The sequence below is a fragment of the Aureimonas sp. AU4 genome (genome assembly GCF_001463765.1).
Lineage (GTDB): Bacteria > Pseudomonadota > Alphaproteobacteria > Rhizobiales > Rhizobiaceae > Aureimonas.
The window spans coordinates 46354-60418 of record NZ_BBWK01000038.1 but is presented as its reverse complement, the minus strand read 5'-3'; the positions used below and the strand labels follow the sequence as shown (position 1 = coordinate 60418).

General features: G+C 70.4%; 15 protein-coding genes. 8 read left to right on the top strand and 7 right to left on the bottom strand.

The genetic code is table 11. The features are described 5' to 3' along the window. From AUL35_RS11805 to AUL35_RS11785, 5 genes are all read left to right on the top strand, one after another. Positions 1–784: dihydroxyacetone kinase subunit DhaK (locus tag AUL35_RS11805; protein ID WP_062015011.1), on the top strand; the 784-nt coding region annotated here is incomplete at its 5' end. Positions 785–884: 100 nt separating this feature from the next. After that, entirely contained in the window at positions 885–1913 is a 1029-nt protein-coding gene (locus tag AUL35_RS11800; protein WP_156417958.1) for an ABC transporter substrate-binding protein, read from the top strand. A gap of 53 nt (positions 1914–1966) precedes the next feature. Continuing rightward, the gene (locus AUL35_RS11795) at positions 1967–2950 is read left to right on the top strand and encodes an iron ABC transporter permease (RefSeq protein ID WP_244493755.1); all 984 of its coding nucleotides are present in this window, start codon (positions 1967–1969) and stop codon (positions 2948–2950) included. After that, positions 2947–3732, top strand: coding sequence for an ABC transporter ATP-binding protein (locus AUL35_RS11790; RefSeq protein WP_062015005.1), 786 nt, complete (start codon positions 2947–2949; stop codon positions 3730–3732). The genes AUL35_RS11795 and AUL35_RS11790 overlap by 4 nt, the downstream gene beginning before the upstream one ends. A gap of 10 nt (positions 3733–3742) precedes the next feature. Continuing rightward, positions 3743–4414, top strand: coding sequence for a haloacid dehalogenase type II (locus tag AUL35_RS11785; protein ID WP_062015004.1), 672 nt, complete (start codon positions 3743–3745; stop codon positions 4412–4414). 16 nt (positions 4415–4430) lie between these two features. Here AUL35_RS11785 and AUL35_RS11780 read toward each other — a convergent pair whose 3' ends face one another. From AUL35_RS11780 to AUL35_RS11765, 4 genes are all read right to left on the bottom strand, one after another. Then, positions 4431–5510, bottom strand: a complete 1080-nt coding sequence (locus AUL35_RS11780; RefSeq protein WP_062015002.1) for an ABC transporter ATP-binding protein — start codon at positions 5508–5510, stop codon at positions 4431–4433. A 5-nt stretch (positions 5511–5515) separates the two neighbouring features. Then, positions 5516–6292, bottom strand: coding sequence for a carbohydrate ABC transporter permease (locus AUL35_RS11775; protein WP_244493754.1), 777 nt, complete (start codon positions 6290–6292; stop codon positions 5516–5518). 88 nt (positions 6293–6380) lie between these two features. Further along, positions 6381–7328, bottom strand: a complete 948-nt coding sequence (locus AUL35_RS11770; protein ID WP_082666283.1) for a carbohydrate ABC transporter permease — start codon at positions 7326–7328, stop codon at positions 6381–6383. A gap of 69 nt (positions 7329–7397) precedes the next feature. After that, positions 7398–8690 (bottom strand): extracellular solute-binding protein, encoded by a 1293-nt coding sequence (locus AUL35_RS11765; RefSeq protein ID WP_244493752.1) that lies wholly within the window; start codon positions 8688–8690, stop codon positions 7398–7400. A gap of 193 nt (positions 8691–8883) precedes the next feature. Here AUL35_RS11765 and AUL35_RS11760 point away from each other — a divergent pair, with 193 nt between their 5' ends. The 3 genes from AUL35_RS11760 to AUL35_RS11750 are packed head-to-tail and all read left to right on the top strand — an operon-like array spanning position 8884 to position 11886. Further along, complete coding sequence (locus AUL35_RS11760; RefSeq protein ID WP_062014997.1) at positions 8884–10101, top strand: ROK family transcriptional regulator; 1218 nt, start codon at positions 8884–8886, stop codon at positions 10099–10101. A 34-nt stretch (positions 10102–10135) separates the two neighbouring features. Next, positions 10136–11245, top strand: a complete 1110-nt coding sequence (locus AUL35_RS11755; protein ID WP_062014995.1) for a Gfo/Idh/MocA family protein — start codon at positions 10136–10138, stop codon at positions 11243–11245. Further along, positions 11245–11886, top strand: coding sequence for a ThuA domain-containing protein (locus AUL35_RS11750; protein ID WP_062014993.1), 642 nt, complete (start codon positions 11245–11247; stop codon positions 11884–11886). The genes AUL35_RS11755 and AUL35_RS11750 overlap by 1 nt, the downstream gene beginning before the upstream one ends. Before the next feature lie 42 nt (positions 11887–11928). Here AUL35_RS11750 and AUL35_RS11745 read toward each other — a convergent pair whose 3' ends face one another. The 3 genes from AUL35_RS11745 to AUL35_RS11735 all read right to left on the bottom strand — a co-directional run bounded on the left by AUL35_RS11745 (position 11929) and on the right by AUL35_RS11735 (position 14009). Further along, positions 11929–12459 carry a GNAT family N-acetyltransferase gene (locus AUL35_RS11745; RefSeq protein ID WP_062014992.1) on the bottom strand — a complete coding sequence of 177 codons (531 nt, stop codon included), beginning with the start codon at positions 12457–12459 and terminating at the stop codon, positions 11929–11931. Between the two features lie 88 nt (positions 12460–12547). Further along, entirely contained in the window at positions 12548–13504 is a 957-nt protein-coding gene (locus tag AUL35_RS11740) for a hypothetical protein (RefSeq protein ID WP_062014990.1), read from the bottom strand. 106 nt (positions 13505–13610) lie between these two features. Further along, a complete protein-coding gene (locus AUL35_RS11735; RefSeq protein ID WP_062014989.1) occupies positions 13611–14009 on the bottom strand; it encodes a helix-turn-helix domain-containing protein in 399 nt (132 codons plus the stop codon). Positions 14010–14065: the final 56 nt, after the last annotated feature.

Here is a 14065-nt window from a genome sequence, read left to right as displayed (position 1 = left end):
GGCGGTCGTCGGCAACGTGTTCGCGGCCCCGCCGCCCGCCCCGATCCTGGCCGCCACGCGCGCGGTGGACGGCGGCGCCGGCGTCCTCTTCGTCTACGGCAACTTCTCCGGCGACGTCATGAACTTCGACATGGCCGGCGAGGAGGCGGCCGCCGAGGGCATCGCGGTACGCACCGTGGTCACCACCGACGACGTGGCCTCGGCCTCCGCCGACGCGGTCGGCTCGCGCCGGGGCGTGGCCGGCAACGTCTTCGTGTTCAAGGTCGCGGGGGCCGCCGCGGACCGGATGATGACGCTCGCCGAATGCGAGGCGGTGACGCGCCGCGCGGCGGCCCGCACCTTCTCGATGGGCGTCGCCCTCGAGCCCGGCTCCATGCTGGAAACGCGCCGCCCGAGCTTCGCGCTCGGACCCGGCGACATGGAGATCGGCGTCGGCGTCCACGGCGAGCCCGGCGTCTCGCGCGAGACGCTGGCGAGTGCCGACGCGGTCGCCGACCTCCTGGTCGACCGCCTGTTCGACGAGATGCGCCTGACGGAGGGCGACCGCGTGGCGGCGCTCGTCAACTCGCTCGGCGGCACGCCCGCGATCGAGCTCTACGTGGTCCACCGCCGCGTCGCGCAGCGCCTGAGGGCACGCCGGGTCGAGGTCGTGTCCTCGCTCGTCGGACCCTACTACACCTCGCTCGACATGGTCGGCGTGTCGCTGTCGCTGATCCATCTCGACGCGGAGCTCGCCGATCTTCTCGCCCACCCCTGCCGAAGTGCCGCCCTCGCCGTGCCTTGAGGCGGCGTGGAAGAAACATGACATCCGCAATCTTGTTTGCCGCGACCGGTCGGGCTAGGGAGCCGCACGGCTGCCCTCCCCGCGCTTGAGGATGTTTCCCTTGGCTTTCCCGAAGACCCTTCTGGCCGCATCGAGCCTCGCGCTCGCCCTTCTGGCAGCCGTTCGGCCGGCTTTTGCCGGGGCGACGCATTATCCGCTGACGATCCGGAACTGCGGCCTCGACGTCACCTTCCAGAAGGCCCCCGAACGGGCAGTGGGCCTCGGGCAGAACAGCGCCGAGATCCTTCTCCTTCTCGGGCTCGAGGACCGCATGGTCGCCACGGCCTTCTGGCCGAGCAAGGTCCTGCCGGAGCTCGCCGAGGCGAACGCGAAGGTCAAGCTCCTGACGGTCGAGTTCCCGACCTTCGAGTCGATCCTCGCCGAGAGCCCCGACTTCGTGGCCGCCGCCCTTCCCACCCTGCTCGGCCCCGACAGCAAGGTCGCCAAGCGGGAGGACTTCGAGCGCGTCGGCGTGCCCGCCTACCTTTCGCCGAGCACGTGCCTCGCCAAGCGGGAGGGCACCGACGCCTACGGCGCGCGCGACCAGCTCTGGAACATGGCCGACCTCTACGAGGAGATCGACGAGCTGGCGCGCATCTTCGACGTCCAGGATCGCGGGCGGGCCCTGATCTCCGACTTCAAGTCGCGCGAGGACGCCCTGCGCGCCTCCTCGCCGCCGGACGGCGGGAAGAAGCTGTCCTACCTCTTCTGGTTCTCCAGCCCGTCGCCGGCCGCCGACGCCTATCTCGGCGGCAAGAACGGGGCCTCGGGCTTCATCGCCGACATCCTGGGCGGCACCAACGCCATCCAGGCCGAGGCCGAATGGCCGGCGCTCGGCTGGGAGAGCATCATCGCCGCCGCGCCCGACGTGATCGTGGTGGCCGACCTCGACCGCAACCGCTGGGCGCTCGACAAGCCGGCGGCCAAGATCGAGTTCCTTTCCACCGATCCCGCGACCAGCCAGATGGCGGCGGTCCGCAACAAGGCGATCGTGGTGATGGACGGGCAGGCCATGAACCCGACCGTGCGCACGATCTACGGCGCCGAGCAGGTGGCCGAGCAGCTGAAGGCGCTCGGTCTGCGCAAGTGAGCCTCGCATCCGGCCCCTGGCGGGGGACGGCTTCGCTCGCGGGCCTCCTTCTCCTGTCGCTCGGCGCGGTGGCCTTGGCCGTGGGGGTGAGCGTGGGCATCGGCGACCTGCCGATCCCCCTTTCCACCACCTGGCTCGCGGTGACCAACCGCCTCGGCTGGACCGCGGCCGAGCTCAACCGCATCCACGAGACGGTGATCTGGGACTACCGGCTGAGCCGCGCGCTGGTCGCGGCCTTCTGCGGCGCGGGCCTCGCGATCGCAGGCGCGATCATGCAGGCGCTCCTGCGCAACCCGCTCGCCGAGCCCTACGTCCTCGGCATCTCGGCGGGCGCCTCGACGGGTGCGGTCGCGGTGGTGATCCTGGGGCTCGGCGCGGGCGCGGTGTCGCTCTCGGCCGGGGCGTTCCTCGGCGCGTTCGCCGCCTTCTTCTTCGTCGCGCTCCTGTCGAGCGGCACGCGCGGCGGGGCGGACCGCACGATCCTGGCGGGCGTCGCCGCCTCGCAGCTCTTCAACGCCGCCACCTCCTACATCGTCACGACCTCCGGCAACGCGCAGCAGGCGCGCGACGTCATGTTCTGGCTGCTCGGCAGCTTCGGCGGCGTGCGATGGCCCGAATTCGCGCTGGTCTCGGCGGTGGTGGGCGCCGGCCTCGCGCTCTGCCTCGTCTTTGCCCGCGTGCTCGACGCCTTCGCCTTCGGCGACGAGGCGGCCGCCGCGCTCGGCGTCGATGTCGGGCGGGCGCGTCTCGGCTTCTTCGCACTCACCGCCGTGATGACGGCGACCGTCGTCAGCATGGTCGGCTCGATCGGCTTCGTCGGGCTCGTCGTGCCCCATGCCGCGCGCTTCGTGGTGGGTCCGGTCCACAGCCGGCTCCTCCCGGCCTGCGCGGTGGCGGGCGCGATCTTCGTGGTTCTCGCCGACATCGCCTCGCGCGTCCTCGTGCCCCAGCAGGTCCTGCCGATCGGCGTCGTGACCGCGCTGGTCGGCGTGCCGGTCTTCTCGGTGATCCTCTACCGCCTGCAGCGCGCCTCATGAGCATCCGCGCGCAAGGCATCTCCTGGCGGGCGGGAAAGCGGCAGGTCCTCGACCGCGTGTCGCTCGAGGCCGAGCCCGGCCGGGTGCTCGGGCTGATCGGCCCGAACGGCTCGGGCAAGACCTCGCTCCTGCGCATCCTGGCGGGCCTGCGCCGGCCGGACGAGGGCCGCGTCGAGGTGGACGGCGAGGATCTGCGCGTGCTCGGCCGACGACGCCTCGCCCGGCGCGTCGCCTTCGTCGAGCAGCACGGGGCGACCAACGCGGACCTGCGCGTCTGCGACGTCGTGCGGCTCGGCCGCTTTCCGCACCGCTCGCCCTTTTCCGGCTGGACCGCCGCCGACGAGGCGGCGGTCGCGGACGCGCTAGCGCGAACGGGCCTTGCGGAGAAGCGCTTCGACCGCTGGCAGAGCCTGTCGGGCGGCGAGCGGCAGCGCGTCCACATCGCGCGCGCGCTCGCCCAGACGCCGAGCGAGCTGATCCTCGACGAGCCGACCAACCACCTCGACGTCCACCACCAGATCGGCCTCCTGCAGCTCGTCGCCGGCCTCGACCTGACCTGCATCGTCTCGCTGCACGACCTGAACCATGCCGCCCTGTTCTGCGACCGGGTCGTGGTGCTGAGCGGAGGCCGCGTCGTGGCCGACGGACCACCTGTCGAGACGCTGACGGAGAGCCTGCTGCGCGAGGTCTTCGCGGTCGACGCGCGCGTCGCGCCCTCGCCCCATCACGGGCGGCCCCACATCCACTTCCTGCCCTTCGCCAGGGGCGAGGCCGATAGCTAAAGGCAAGCCGATGCCGACTTTCACCCCCCGCTTCGTCACCTTCGACTGCTACGGCACCCTGATCAGCTTCGGCATGGCGGCGCTGACGCGCGAGCTCTTCGCCGACCGAATTCCGGCCGGGCGGATGGATCGCTTCGTCGCCGACTTCAAGGCCTATCGCCTCGACGAGGTGCTGGGCGCCTTCAAGCCCTATCGCGAGGTGATCGGCGATGCCCTCGCCCGCACGGCGCGCCTGCACGGCATCGACACCGGCGAGACCGATCTCGACACGCTCTACGGCGCCATACCCACCTGGAAGCCGCACGTCGACGTGGTGCCCGCGCTGGCGCGCATCGCCCGCGAAATCCCCGTAGTCGGGCTTACCAACTCGATGATCGACCTCATCCCACCCTCGATCAAGGCGATGCAGGCGCCCTTCCACCGCGTCGTCACGGCCGAGGAGGCCGGCGCCTACAAGCCGCGCTGCCGAGCCTTCGAATACATGCTGGACACGCTCGGCGCGGTGCCGGAGGAGGTGATGCACTGCTCATCCTCGCACCGCTACGACCTGATGACGGCCTCGGACCTGCGCTTCGGCGCGCGCGTTCTCGTCGAGCGCGACCACGAGCCGGCGGCGAGCGGCTACGCCACGCACAAGGTGGACGGCATCGACGGCCTCGCCGAGCTTCTCGGCTTGGGCTGACCCGCGCGGGCGGGCGTCAGCTCTCGATGCGCTCGCCCGTGGCCGTGTCGAACAGGAGGATGCGCTCGCGCCGGAAGCGCAGCTGGATCCGATCGCCCGGCCGGGCGGCGACGCGGTCGCGGAAGACGCCCACCGCGTCCGCGCCGCCAAGACGGCAGAAGACCTGCGTCTCCGACCCGGTCGGCTCCACCACGGCGACCTCCGCCCCGGCATCCGCGGCGCCCTCCGTCAGCTCCATGTGCTCGGGACGGATGCCGTAGGTGACGCGCCGGCCCGGCTGGAGGCCGGCGGCACCCTCCGGAAGCGGCAGCCGCGTGCCGTCCGCCATGCGGAAGGCGGGTGCCCCGTCGCCGGAGGACACCTCGCCCTCGAAGAGATTCATGGCGGGCGAGCCGATGAAGCCGGCGACGAACAGGTTCGCCGGCCGGTCGTAGAGGTCGAGCGGGGCGCCGACCTGCTCGACCCGGCCCCCGTTCATGACGACGATCCGGTCGGCCATGGTCATGGCCTCGATCTGGTCGTGCGTGACGTAGACCATCGTGGTCTTGAGGCGCTGGTGCAGCGCCTTGATCTCGGTGCGCATCTGGACCCGCAGCTTGGCGTCGAGGTTCGACAGGGGCTCGTCGAACAGGAACACGGCCGGATCGCGCACGATGGCGCGGCCCATGGCGACGCGCTGGCGCTGGCCGCCCGAGAGTTCGCGCGGGTAGCGATGGAGGAGCTTGTCGAGGTCGAGGATCGCGGCGGCGCGCCGCACGGCCTCGTCCTTCTGCGCCTTCCCCGCGCCGGCGAGGCGCAGGGAGAAGGCCATGTTCTCGGCCACCGTCATGTGCGGATAGAGCGCGTAGTTCTGGAACACCATGGCGATGTCGCGCTCTTTCGGCGCGAGGTCGTTGACCACGCGCTCGCCGATGCGGATGTCGCCGTCGGTCACCTCCTCCAGCCCCGCGATCATGCGCAGCAGCGTCGACTTCCCGCAGCCGGACGGCCCGACCAGGATCACGAACTCGCCGTCGCGGATGTCGACGTTGACGTCGTGGAGGACGGGATGGTGGCCGTAGCTCTTGCCGACCTCCCGGAGCGCGATCGATGCCATGGCGGTCAACCCTTTACAGCACCGGCGGTGAGGCCGGCGACGATGTGCTTCTGGGCGGCGAAGAAGACGATCACGGTGGGGGCGATCGTCAGCGTGATGAAGGCGAGCACGAGCTGCCAGTCGGTCGAGAACTCGCCCTGGTAGATCATGATGCCGAGCGGCCAGGGGAACTTGTCCTGGCTGTTCAGCATGATGAGGGGCATGATGTAGTTGTTCCAGCTGTTCACGAAGCTCACGATCGCGACCGTCGCCAGGATCGGGCGCGAGAGCGGCAGCGTGACGAACCAGAAGAAGCGGATGTAGCCCGAGCCGTCCACGAAGGCGGCGTCGAAGAGCTCGCGCGGCACGTTGCGGAAGAAGTTGCGGAACAGAAGGATGCTCATGCCGAGGCCGAAGGCCACCTGCGGCAGCACGACGCCGAGATAGGTGTCGAGGAGGCCGAGGTCGCGGATGCGGATGAAGAGCGGCAGGATGGCGGTGGCGATCGGGAACATCAGCCCGACCAGGAAATAGTTCATCAGGAAGGCCGCGCCGAAGAAGCGGATATGGGCGAGCGCGAAGGCGGCCATGGCCGCGACCGAGACGGTGAGCACCACGGTGAGCGAGGCGATCAGGAACGAGTTGCCGAGCATGCGCCAGTAGCGGCCCGAGGACAGGATGTCCCAGTAGTTCGCCCATTGCCATTCGGCCGGCAGGCCGAACGGGTTGACGCGAAGGTCCCCCAAGCTCTTGAAGCCGCCGACCGCGGTGGTGAGCAGCGGCACCAGCACCACGGCCGCCATCAGGAACAGGCTGGCGTAGAGATAGAGACCGCTGACGAAGCCCGGCCGGCGCCGGCTCTCCTGGTAGGTCGGTTCGGAAAGCGCGGCGTCAGTCATGGCGCATGAAGATCCGTCGATAGCCGAAGGCGAGGGTGACGCAGATCACGAAGAGCACGACGCCCACCGCGCTGCCGAAGCCGACCTGCATGCGCGTGACGCCGTAGGTGTAGAGGAAGGTCACCATGGTCTGCGTCGAGTTGGACGGGCCGCCGCCGGTCAGCGGCATGATCATGTCGAAGAGCTGCAGCGAGCCGATCACCGAGAAGAAGACCGACAGGCGGATGGTCGGCGAGAGCAGCGGCAGCGTCACGAAGCGGAAGCGCTGCCACGGTGTCGCGCCGTCGAGGTCGGCCGCTTCGTAGAGCGACTTGTCGATCGACTGGAGCCCGGCGATGAAGAGCATCATGTGGAAGCCGAAATACTTCCACACGACCACCGCGAGGACGGCGTAGATCGCGTAGTCGCGGTCGGCGAGGACATATGGGGTAGCAAAGCCCAGGAGGCTCGCGACCGACGCGACGAGCCCGTAGTCGCCGTCGTAGATGAAGCGCCAGATGAGGCCGGCCGCCACGTCCGCCAGCACGTAAGGCAGGAAGAACACGAGGCGAAAGGCGGTCGCGCCGGGAATGCGATGCGACACGAGGGTCGCCAGCCACAGCGCCAGCGGCAGCTGGAGGGCGAGCGAGACGACGATGATGAGGACGTTGTTGGTGATCGCGGTGCGGAAGGCGCCGTTGCGCCAGAGCACGTCGAAGTTGCGGGTGCCCACGAAGTTCTCGGGGGAGCCGTAGCCGCTCCAGTTGAACAGCGAGTACCAGGCCGCCTCGCCCATCGGCAGGATCACGAAGAGCGTGAAGAGAAGCAGCGCCGGCGGCAGGAACAGGACCAGCACCGGCACGACGCCGCCGATGTTGCGGTAGCGCGCGCCCCTGGGACGCCGCTTGACGGGGCTCAACGGGTTGGCCGCACGCGGCAGCGCTCCGGTCACGTCGGTCATGGCGCCTCCTGGGGGGATCTGGGATCGAAGGCGGGGACGGTCATCAGCCCCTCCCCGCCGGACAGGCCGCTACTGCAGCTCGAAGGCGTCCTGGATCTCCTGCGCGGCCTGTTCGGGCTCCATCTGTCCCGATACGACCTCGACCGTCACGTCGTTGACGACGCGCCCGACCGAGGGGCCGAGGTCCTGGTCGAGGAAGAGCTGGTGGAAGGGCGAACGCTTCAGCTGCTCGGCGAAGCCCTTGACGATCGGGTCGGTCAGCGCGGCTTCGGCACCCGCGGCCGCCGGGATCAGCATGCCGTTCTCGGCCATGGTCCTCTCGGCCGTCTCGCTCGTGAACCAGCGGGCGAAGTCGAGGGCTTCCGGCTTGGCATTGCGCGAGACGGCCCAGCAGTTGACGCCGCCGAAGGTCGCCTCGGGCGCCCCGGCGCCCCCGTCCACGATCGGGAAGGCGAAGGTGCCGAGTTGGTCGCGCGGGATGCCCTTGCCGTCGGCGGCCGCCTTGGCCTGGCGGTTGGCGGAATCGTCGAAGGTCAGGAGCATCGCGGCGCGACCGTCGCCGAAGAGCGCCAGCGTGTCCTGCCAGCGCGTGCCGAGATAGCCTGCCTGGAAGGGCTCGGCCGCGCCGAGTTCCTTGAGTTTTGCGAAGGCCTCCACGAAGGGCGCGGCGGTGAAGCCGCCGTTCTCGCCGGCCTTGGCCGCCGCGAAGGCGGGCTCGCCGCCGAGGCGCAGCGCGAGATAGGACCAGTAGAAGTGGAGCGGCCACTTGTCGCCGCCCCCGCCCGCGATCGGCGTGATGCCGGCGGCCTTGAGCTTGCCGACCGCGCCCATGAAGTCGTCCCATGTGCGGATCGACGCGGCGTCGACGCCGGCCTTCTGGAACAGCGCCTTGTTGTAGAAGAAGCCGACCATCGACATCTTGAGCGGCACGCAGAGCGCCTGGTCGTCGATGGTGACGCCGTTCACCGCCGCCGGCAGATAGCTCTTGGCCCAGGCGCCCCCGTCGGCCTGCATGGGCGCGGTCAGGTCCTGCACCGCGCCGGCCTCGCGCTGCGCCTTCAGGACGCCGCCGGTCCAGCTGTAGAAGAGATCGGGCGCGTCGTTGCTCTGGAGAAGCGTCGGCAGCTTGGCCTTGAAGGCCTCGTTCTCGAGGAACTGCAGCTCTACCGTCACGCCGGGATGTTCGGCTTGGTACGTGTCGGCGAGCTGGCGCCAGATCGCCGCATAGGCGGGGTTGCTTTCCACGTGCATGAGACGGACCGTGGTCTGGGCCTCAGCGCTCGCGGCCAGGAGCAGCGTGGCTCCGGCCAGGCAGGTCGCGGTGAGACAGCGCGCCAAGCGCGTCCGGATGCCCTTCGTCATACCCATTCCTCCCGTCGCCGGCGCATCATTTTTTCGCCTCGCGGATTAAATAGGGCGCGTTGAGCTACGCATGTCAAGCCGGGTCGACACCGAGATGCGTTTACCTTCGCTGGATTGAGAGGAAACAAAGGCGTTGACAGGGCTGCCTCCCCACGCCTTATTTCCGCGATCCGAAATTAATCACGGTTCGGGCATGAAGACCGGCGATCCCGAACTGATGCGGGAGATCAACCGCTTTCGCATTCTCGACCTCGTGCGTCGGCACGGGATGATCTCGCGCGTCGAGATCGCGGCGCAAGCGGAATTGTCCTCCACCACGGTCTCGGCCATCACGGGCTCCCTGATCGAGGACGGCATCATCCAGCCGGTGGCGCTCGGCGGCATCCACGAGCCGGCGCGCGGGCGCCCCCGCGTCATGCTGCAGCTCAACCCCGATGCCGCGCGCGTGGTGGGCCTGGCGATCGGGCCGCAGGGCATCGTCGCGACCGCGACCAACTTCCGGGGCGACGTCATCGGAAGCCTGCAACTGCCGCTGCGCGTGCGGCGCCAGCCCGTGCCGGTCGTGGCGGACCTTGCCGAGGACGCGGTGCGCCGCGTCGTGGTGGAGGCCGGGCTGACGCTCAGTGAGATCAGCAGCGTCTGCGCCACCCTGCCCGGCATCGTCGAGACCAAGACCGGCCTCGTGCGGCGCACGCCCCTCTTCACGCAGGCCGACGTCCTGTTCGGAGAGGCGCTGTCGACGCGCCTCGGCGTGCCGGTCGCGGTCGAGAGCGATGCGGCGGCCCTCGCGCTCGCCGAGCATTGGTTCGGCAGCTGCCGCGACATCGACGACTTCGCCCTGATCCTCTTCGAGCAGGCGATCGGCCTCGGCATCCTCCACGACGGGCAGCTCTTTCGCGGCGCGCACGGCCTCAGCCACGATATCGGCGGCCTCGTCATCGGCACGGATCCGTGCGGGCGTCTCGTGCGCCTTCTCGACGTCGCATCCGAGGGAGCGGTCCTGGCCGAGCTCGAGCTCGACCCCTCCTCGCGCGACGCAGCCCGCGCGGGACTCGGGCTCCGGCATGTTCTCGACCGGATGCCGCCCGGCGAGGCGGGGGTCGTCGGCGCGGTGGAGCGGGCGGGCCGCGCGGTCGGCATCAGCGCCGCCGACATCGCGACGCTCTTCGCCCCGCCCCGCATCGTCCTGACCGGATCGCTCCTGCATCTGGGCGCAGCCCTCGAGCGGGAGGTCGCCCGCGCCTTCGCGGAGGCCGTCGCCGAGCCGCTGATGGGCGTCACCGAACTCGTCTTCCAGCCGCCCGGAGAGCCCGAGCGCCTCGGCCGGGGCGCCGCCGCCGTCGCGCTGCGCGACCTCTACGGCTCGCCCTTCAACACCACAGGACCCGCGCGCCCCGCAGCGCGCCCCTGACACACGCGAAACGATCTGGGGAGGATCATCCACCATGCGACCCGTCGGCATCGGCATCATCGGCTGCGGCAACATCAGCGCCGCCTATCTCAAGGCCGCGCGCGGCTTTCCCGTCCTCGCGATCCGGGCGCTGGCCGACCAGCGGCCGGAGGCGGCGCAGGCGCGAGGCGCCGAGTTCGGCATTCCCGCCAAAAGCGTCGAGGACCTCCTCGCCGATCCCGCCATCGAGATCGTCCTCAACCTCACCATCCCCGCCGCCCATGTCGAGGTGGGCCTGCGGATCCTCGAAGCCGGCAAGCACGCCTATGGCGAGAAGCCGCTCGGCATCGACTTCCGCGACGCCCGGCGCCTGACGGCGGAGGCCGAGCGCCGGGGCCTGCGGGTGGGGTCGGCGCCCGACACATTCCTCGGCGGCGCGCACCAGGCCGCCCGGCGCTTCGTGGACGAGGGCCATCTCGGCCAACCCGTGGGCGGCAGCGCGGTCTTCATGTGTCCCGGCCACGAGCGCTGGCACCCCGATCCCGACTTCTACTACAAGCGGGGCGGCGGGCCGATGCTGGATATGGGCCCTTACTACATCACCGACCTCGTGAACCTGCTGGGTCCCGTCTCGCGCGTCGTCGGCCTGTCGCCCGAGCCGCGCCGGCAGCGGCCGATCGGAAGCGAGCCGCGCCGCGGCCAGCTGATCGACGTCGAGGTTCCCACCCATGTCGCGGGCGCGCTGCAGTTCGCGAACGGCGCCGTCGTCACGATGGCGATGAGCTTCGACGTCGCCGGCCACAAGCATCTGCCGCTCGAAGTGTACGGGACCGAAGGCTCGCTCACCGTGCCCGATCCCAACCATTTCGGCGGCACGCCCCTCTTCCTGCGCAAGGGCGGGGAATGGGAGGAGGTCGCGGTCACCGAGCCCTTCGCGGACGGCAACTACCGCTCGATCGGCCTTGCCGACATGGCGAGCGCGATCCGCCAGGAGCGCCCGCACCGCGCGAGCGGCGCGCTGGCGCTCCACGTCCTCGAGGTCATGGAAGCCTTCGGGCGCTCCGCCGAGACGGGCGCCGCGATCGCGATCGAGACACGACCGGAGCGGCCGACGCCCTTGAGCGCCGACCCTTCGCTGACCGGCATTCTGGAGGAGGCAATCTGATGAAGCAGGCACTCATCGTCTGGGGCGGCTGGAGCGGGCACGAGCCCGAGCAGTGCGCCGCTGTCCTGAGCGACATGCTGCGCGAGGAGGGCTTCACGGTCTTCAGCGAGAACACGACCGAGGCCTTCGCCGATCCCTCGATCCACGACCTGTCGCTGATCGTCCCGCTGATCACCATGGCCAAGATCGAGAAGGAGGAGCTGACCAACCTGACCGCCGCCGTGCGGGGCGGGGTGGGTCTGGGCGGCTACCACGGGGGCATGGGCGACGCCTTCCGCGACCAGCCGGAATACCAGTTCATGGTGGGCGGCCAGTGGGTCGCCCATCCCGGCAACATCATCGACTATACGGTCGACGTGACGCGGCCCGACGACCCGGTGATGGAGGGGATCGCGAGCTTCCCCTACCGGTCCGAGCAGTACTACATGCATGTCGACCCCTCGAACGAGGTGCTGGCGACGACGCGATTCACGGGCGATCACGCCGAATGGATCGACGGCGTGGTGATGCCGGTGGTCTGGAAGCGGCGCTACGGACAGGGCCGCGTCTTCTACTCCTCGCTCGGCCACGTCGCCTCGGAGTTCGCCGTGCCGCAGATGCGCACCATCCTCCAGCGCGGGCTGGTCTGGGCGGCGCGCTGACCGCAGCCGGACGGGGCGGGCCCGACCTGTCCCCGTCCGGCTTCAGCCCCGCCATTCCCGGCGAAGTAGGGCGTATTGCATCGTGTTCTCGTAGATCGGCTGCCCTTGCGCATCGTCGACGAAGGACACGAACTCGCGGAACAGGCCCTCGCGCCGCATGCCCAGCCGCTCGCACAGGCGCTGCGAGGCGAGGTTGTGGTCCTCGACATAGGCGTAGAGGCGCCGCGCGCCGCGCTTTTCGAAAAGGTGCCGCACCAGGGCTCTGGCGGCTTCCGAGGCGTAGCCCGCGCCCGCATGGTCCGCGTTGAAGTTCCACCCGACGCTGAACGTATCGGGCGGCTCGGGCGTGGCGAAGAGGTCGCCGATCAGCTGGTCCGTGTCGCGCAGCGCGACGGCGATGGCCTCGTCCCCCGCCCCGCGCCGCGCCGCCTCCTCGCGCGCCGCGTCGAGGTCGGGCAGGCGCAGCGAGGCGAAGCAGGTCGATCTCGGCTCGCGGAGATAGGCGAGAAGCGCCGCGGCGTCCTCGGGCCGGAAGCGGCGCAGGATCAGGCGGTCCGTGTGGATGGGCTCCATGTCGTCTCGCTCTCGCATTGAGTCGGCCGGAGCCCTTGGAACAGGCTTGCGGCCCGTGAAAACGACGATCGCTTGATCGCCCCGCCCCCTACCACTTGCCCGAGACGCTGAACTCCAGACGCCCCTCGCGGCCCGCCGTGCCGGTGCGGCTGCGGTGCTCGATGCGGGCGGTCCAGTCCTTCGCGACGTCCACCAGAAGCGCGGGCGTGAAGCTGCGCGAGCGCTCCACGCCGCCCGCGCCCGGCAGGCGCCGGCGCTCGCCCTCCCAGCGGATCTGCGGCCGCACGCGCAGGCCGCCGAGATCCACCGTGCGCTCCAGACGCAGGCCCGAGACGAGGCGGCCATACGGGTCGCGGGGACCCTCGCGGGTGAATTCCGCGCGCCCGTAGGGATTGACCAGCCAGCCGGAAAAGCGGCGCTCGACGCCGAAGCGGGCCGTGGCGAAGGCGACCCCCTCACCGCCGCCCACCGGCGCCGCCGTGCCGGCGGTCAGATCGAGGAACGAGGAGGGAAGCAGCTGGAGCGAACCGTAGGCGGCGATGCCGGCGAGATCGGCCTCATGGTCGCCGAACCGCCGCTGGTCGAAGCTCGCGGCAACGCCCCCGATCCGGCTGCCCCGGCCGCTGCCGTCGAAGCCCGCCGTCAGCGACAGGTCGCTCTCTCCCACCCGGCCGCCGGGCGCGAGCGCGACGGAGCCCCGGCTCCAGCTGCCGTCGGCATCCGCCGGCAGGCCGGCGCTGCGCAGGTGCATCTCGCGCTGCGGCACCGGGCGGGCGCCCAGCGCGGTGCCGCCGAAGCGGTCGTCGGCGGGATCGGGGGTCAGCGCATCCAGGTCCTCGACGCGCCGCTCGTCCTCGCCCACCTCCAGGCGCAGATCGATGTCGAGGCGCGGCGGATCGACGTCGGGATCGCGGATGCGCTCCAGCCGCTCGCCCATGCGCTCGGCGGTGGCGCGCGCGGCGTCGGCCGCCGGCGAGGCGACGACGGGAGAGCCCCTGACCAGCGCGAGGGCCGGCAGGATGAACAGAAGCGAGCGGGACCACATGCGGCGCCTCCCGCGCCGGGCCCGTGCCGTTGGGTGGGACATCGGATCCCTCCATCCAGACAGAACAAGCGCCCTCTTCGCACCGCAACATGACCGGAAGCTGGCCTTACGGCGTTTTTTTCGCCTCGCGCCGCCGCGAGGTGGCCCGCTCGCCCATGCGATCCAGGGCATCGGCGTTTTCGCGCCCCCAGCTGTAGAGCATCTCCACCGGCTCCACGAAGCGTTCGCCCAGCGCCGTCAGGCGATACTCCACGGCCGGCGGCACGGTGCCCGCCACATGGCGCGTCAGAAGCCCGCTCGCCTCCATCTCGCGCAGCGTCTGCGTCAGCATCTTCTTGGAGATGCCCGGCAACGAGCGCTGGAGGACGCCGGTGCGCGCCGCTCCCGAATGGCGCGCATGCAGCGTATGGAGCACCATGCTGGTCCATTTGGTGGCGAAGAGTTCGAGAACGCGGCGCGGCGCGCAGTCCTCGCGCCACGCCTCGTCGGGCGTTCCGGGTCGCATGGGTGGTTACCTCCGGGTGCCTATGTCCCCATTCGGTTCCGTCTAGCCGCCGGGCG

What these genes read in the sequence shown, in the direction of transcription:
- AUL35_RS11790 (WP_062015005.1), top strand. Translation starts at nt 2,947, where the DNA reads ATGAGCATCCGCGCGCAAGGCATCTCCTGGCGGGCGGGAAAGCGGCAG.
- AUL35_RS11785 (WP_062015004.1), top strand. Translation starts at nt 3,743, where the DNA reads ATGCCGACTTTCACCCCCCGCTTCGTCACCTTCGACTGCTACGGCACC.
- AUL35_RS11780 (WP_062015002.1), bottom strand. Translation starts at nt 5,510, where the DNA reads ATGGCATCGATCGCGCTCCGGGAGGTCGGCAAGAGCTACGGCCACCAT.
- AUL35_RS11775 (WP_244493754.1), bottom strand. Translation starts at nt 6,292, where the DNA reads ATGGCGGCCGTGGTGCTGGTGCCGCTGCTCACCACCGCGGTCGGCGGC.
- AUL35_RS11770 (WP_082666283.1), bottom strand. Translation starts at nt 7,328, where the DNA reads ATGACCGACGTGACCGGAGCGCTGCCGCGTGCGGCCAACCCGTTGAGC.
- AUL35_RS11765 (WP_244493752.1), bottom strand. Translation starts at nt 8,690, where the DNA reads ATGACGAAGGGCATCCGGACGCGCTTGGCGCGCTGTCTCACCGCGACC.
- AUL35_RS11760 (WP_062014997.1), top strand. Translation starts at nt 8,884, where the DNA reads ATGAAGACCGGCGATCCCGAACTGATGCGGGAGATCAACCGCTTTCGC.
- AUL35_RS11755 (WP_062014995.1), top strand. Translation starts at nt 10,136, where the DNA reads ATGCGACCCGTCGGCATCGGCATCATCGGCTGCGGCAACATCAGCGCC.
- AUL35_RS11750 (WP_062014993.1), top strand. Translation starts at nt 11,245, where the DNA reads ATGAAGCAGGCACTCATCGTCTGGGGCGGCTGGAGCGGGCACGAGCCC.
- AUL35_RS11745 (WP_062014992.1), bottom strand. Translation starts at nt 12,459, where the DNA reads ATGGAGCCCATCCACACGGACCGCCTGATCCTGCGCCGCTTCCGGCCC.
- AUL35_RS11740 (WP_062014990.1), bottom strand. Translation starts at nt 13,504, where the DNA reads ATGTGGTCCCGCTCGCTTCTGTTCATCCTGCCGGCCCTCGCGCTGGTC.
- AUL35_RS11735 (WP_062014989.1), bottom strand. Translation starts at nt 14,009, where the DNA reads ATGCGACCCGGAACGCCCGACGAGGCGTGGCGCGAGGACTGCGCGCCG.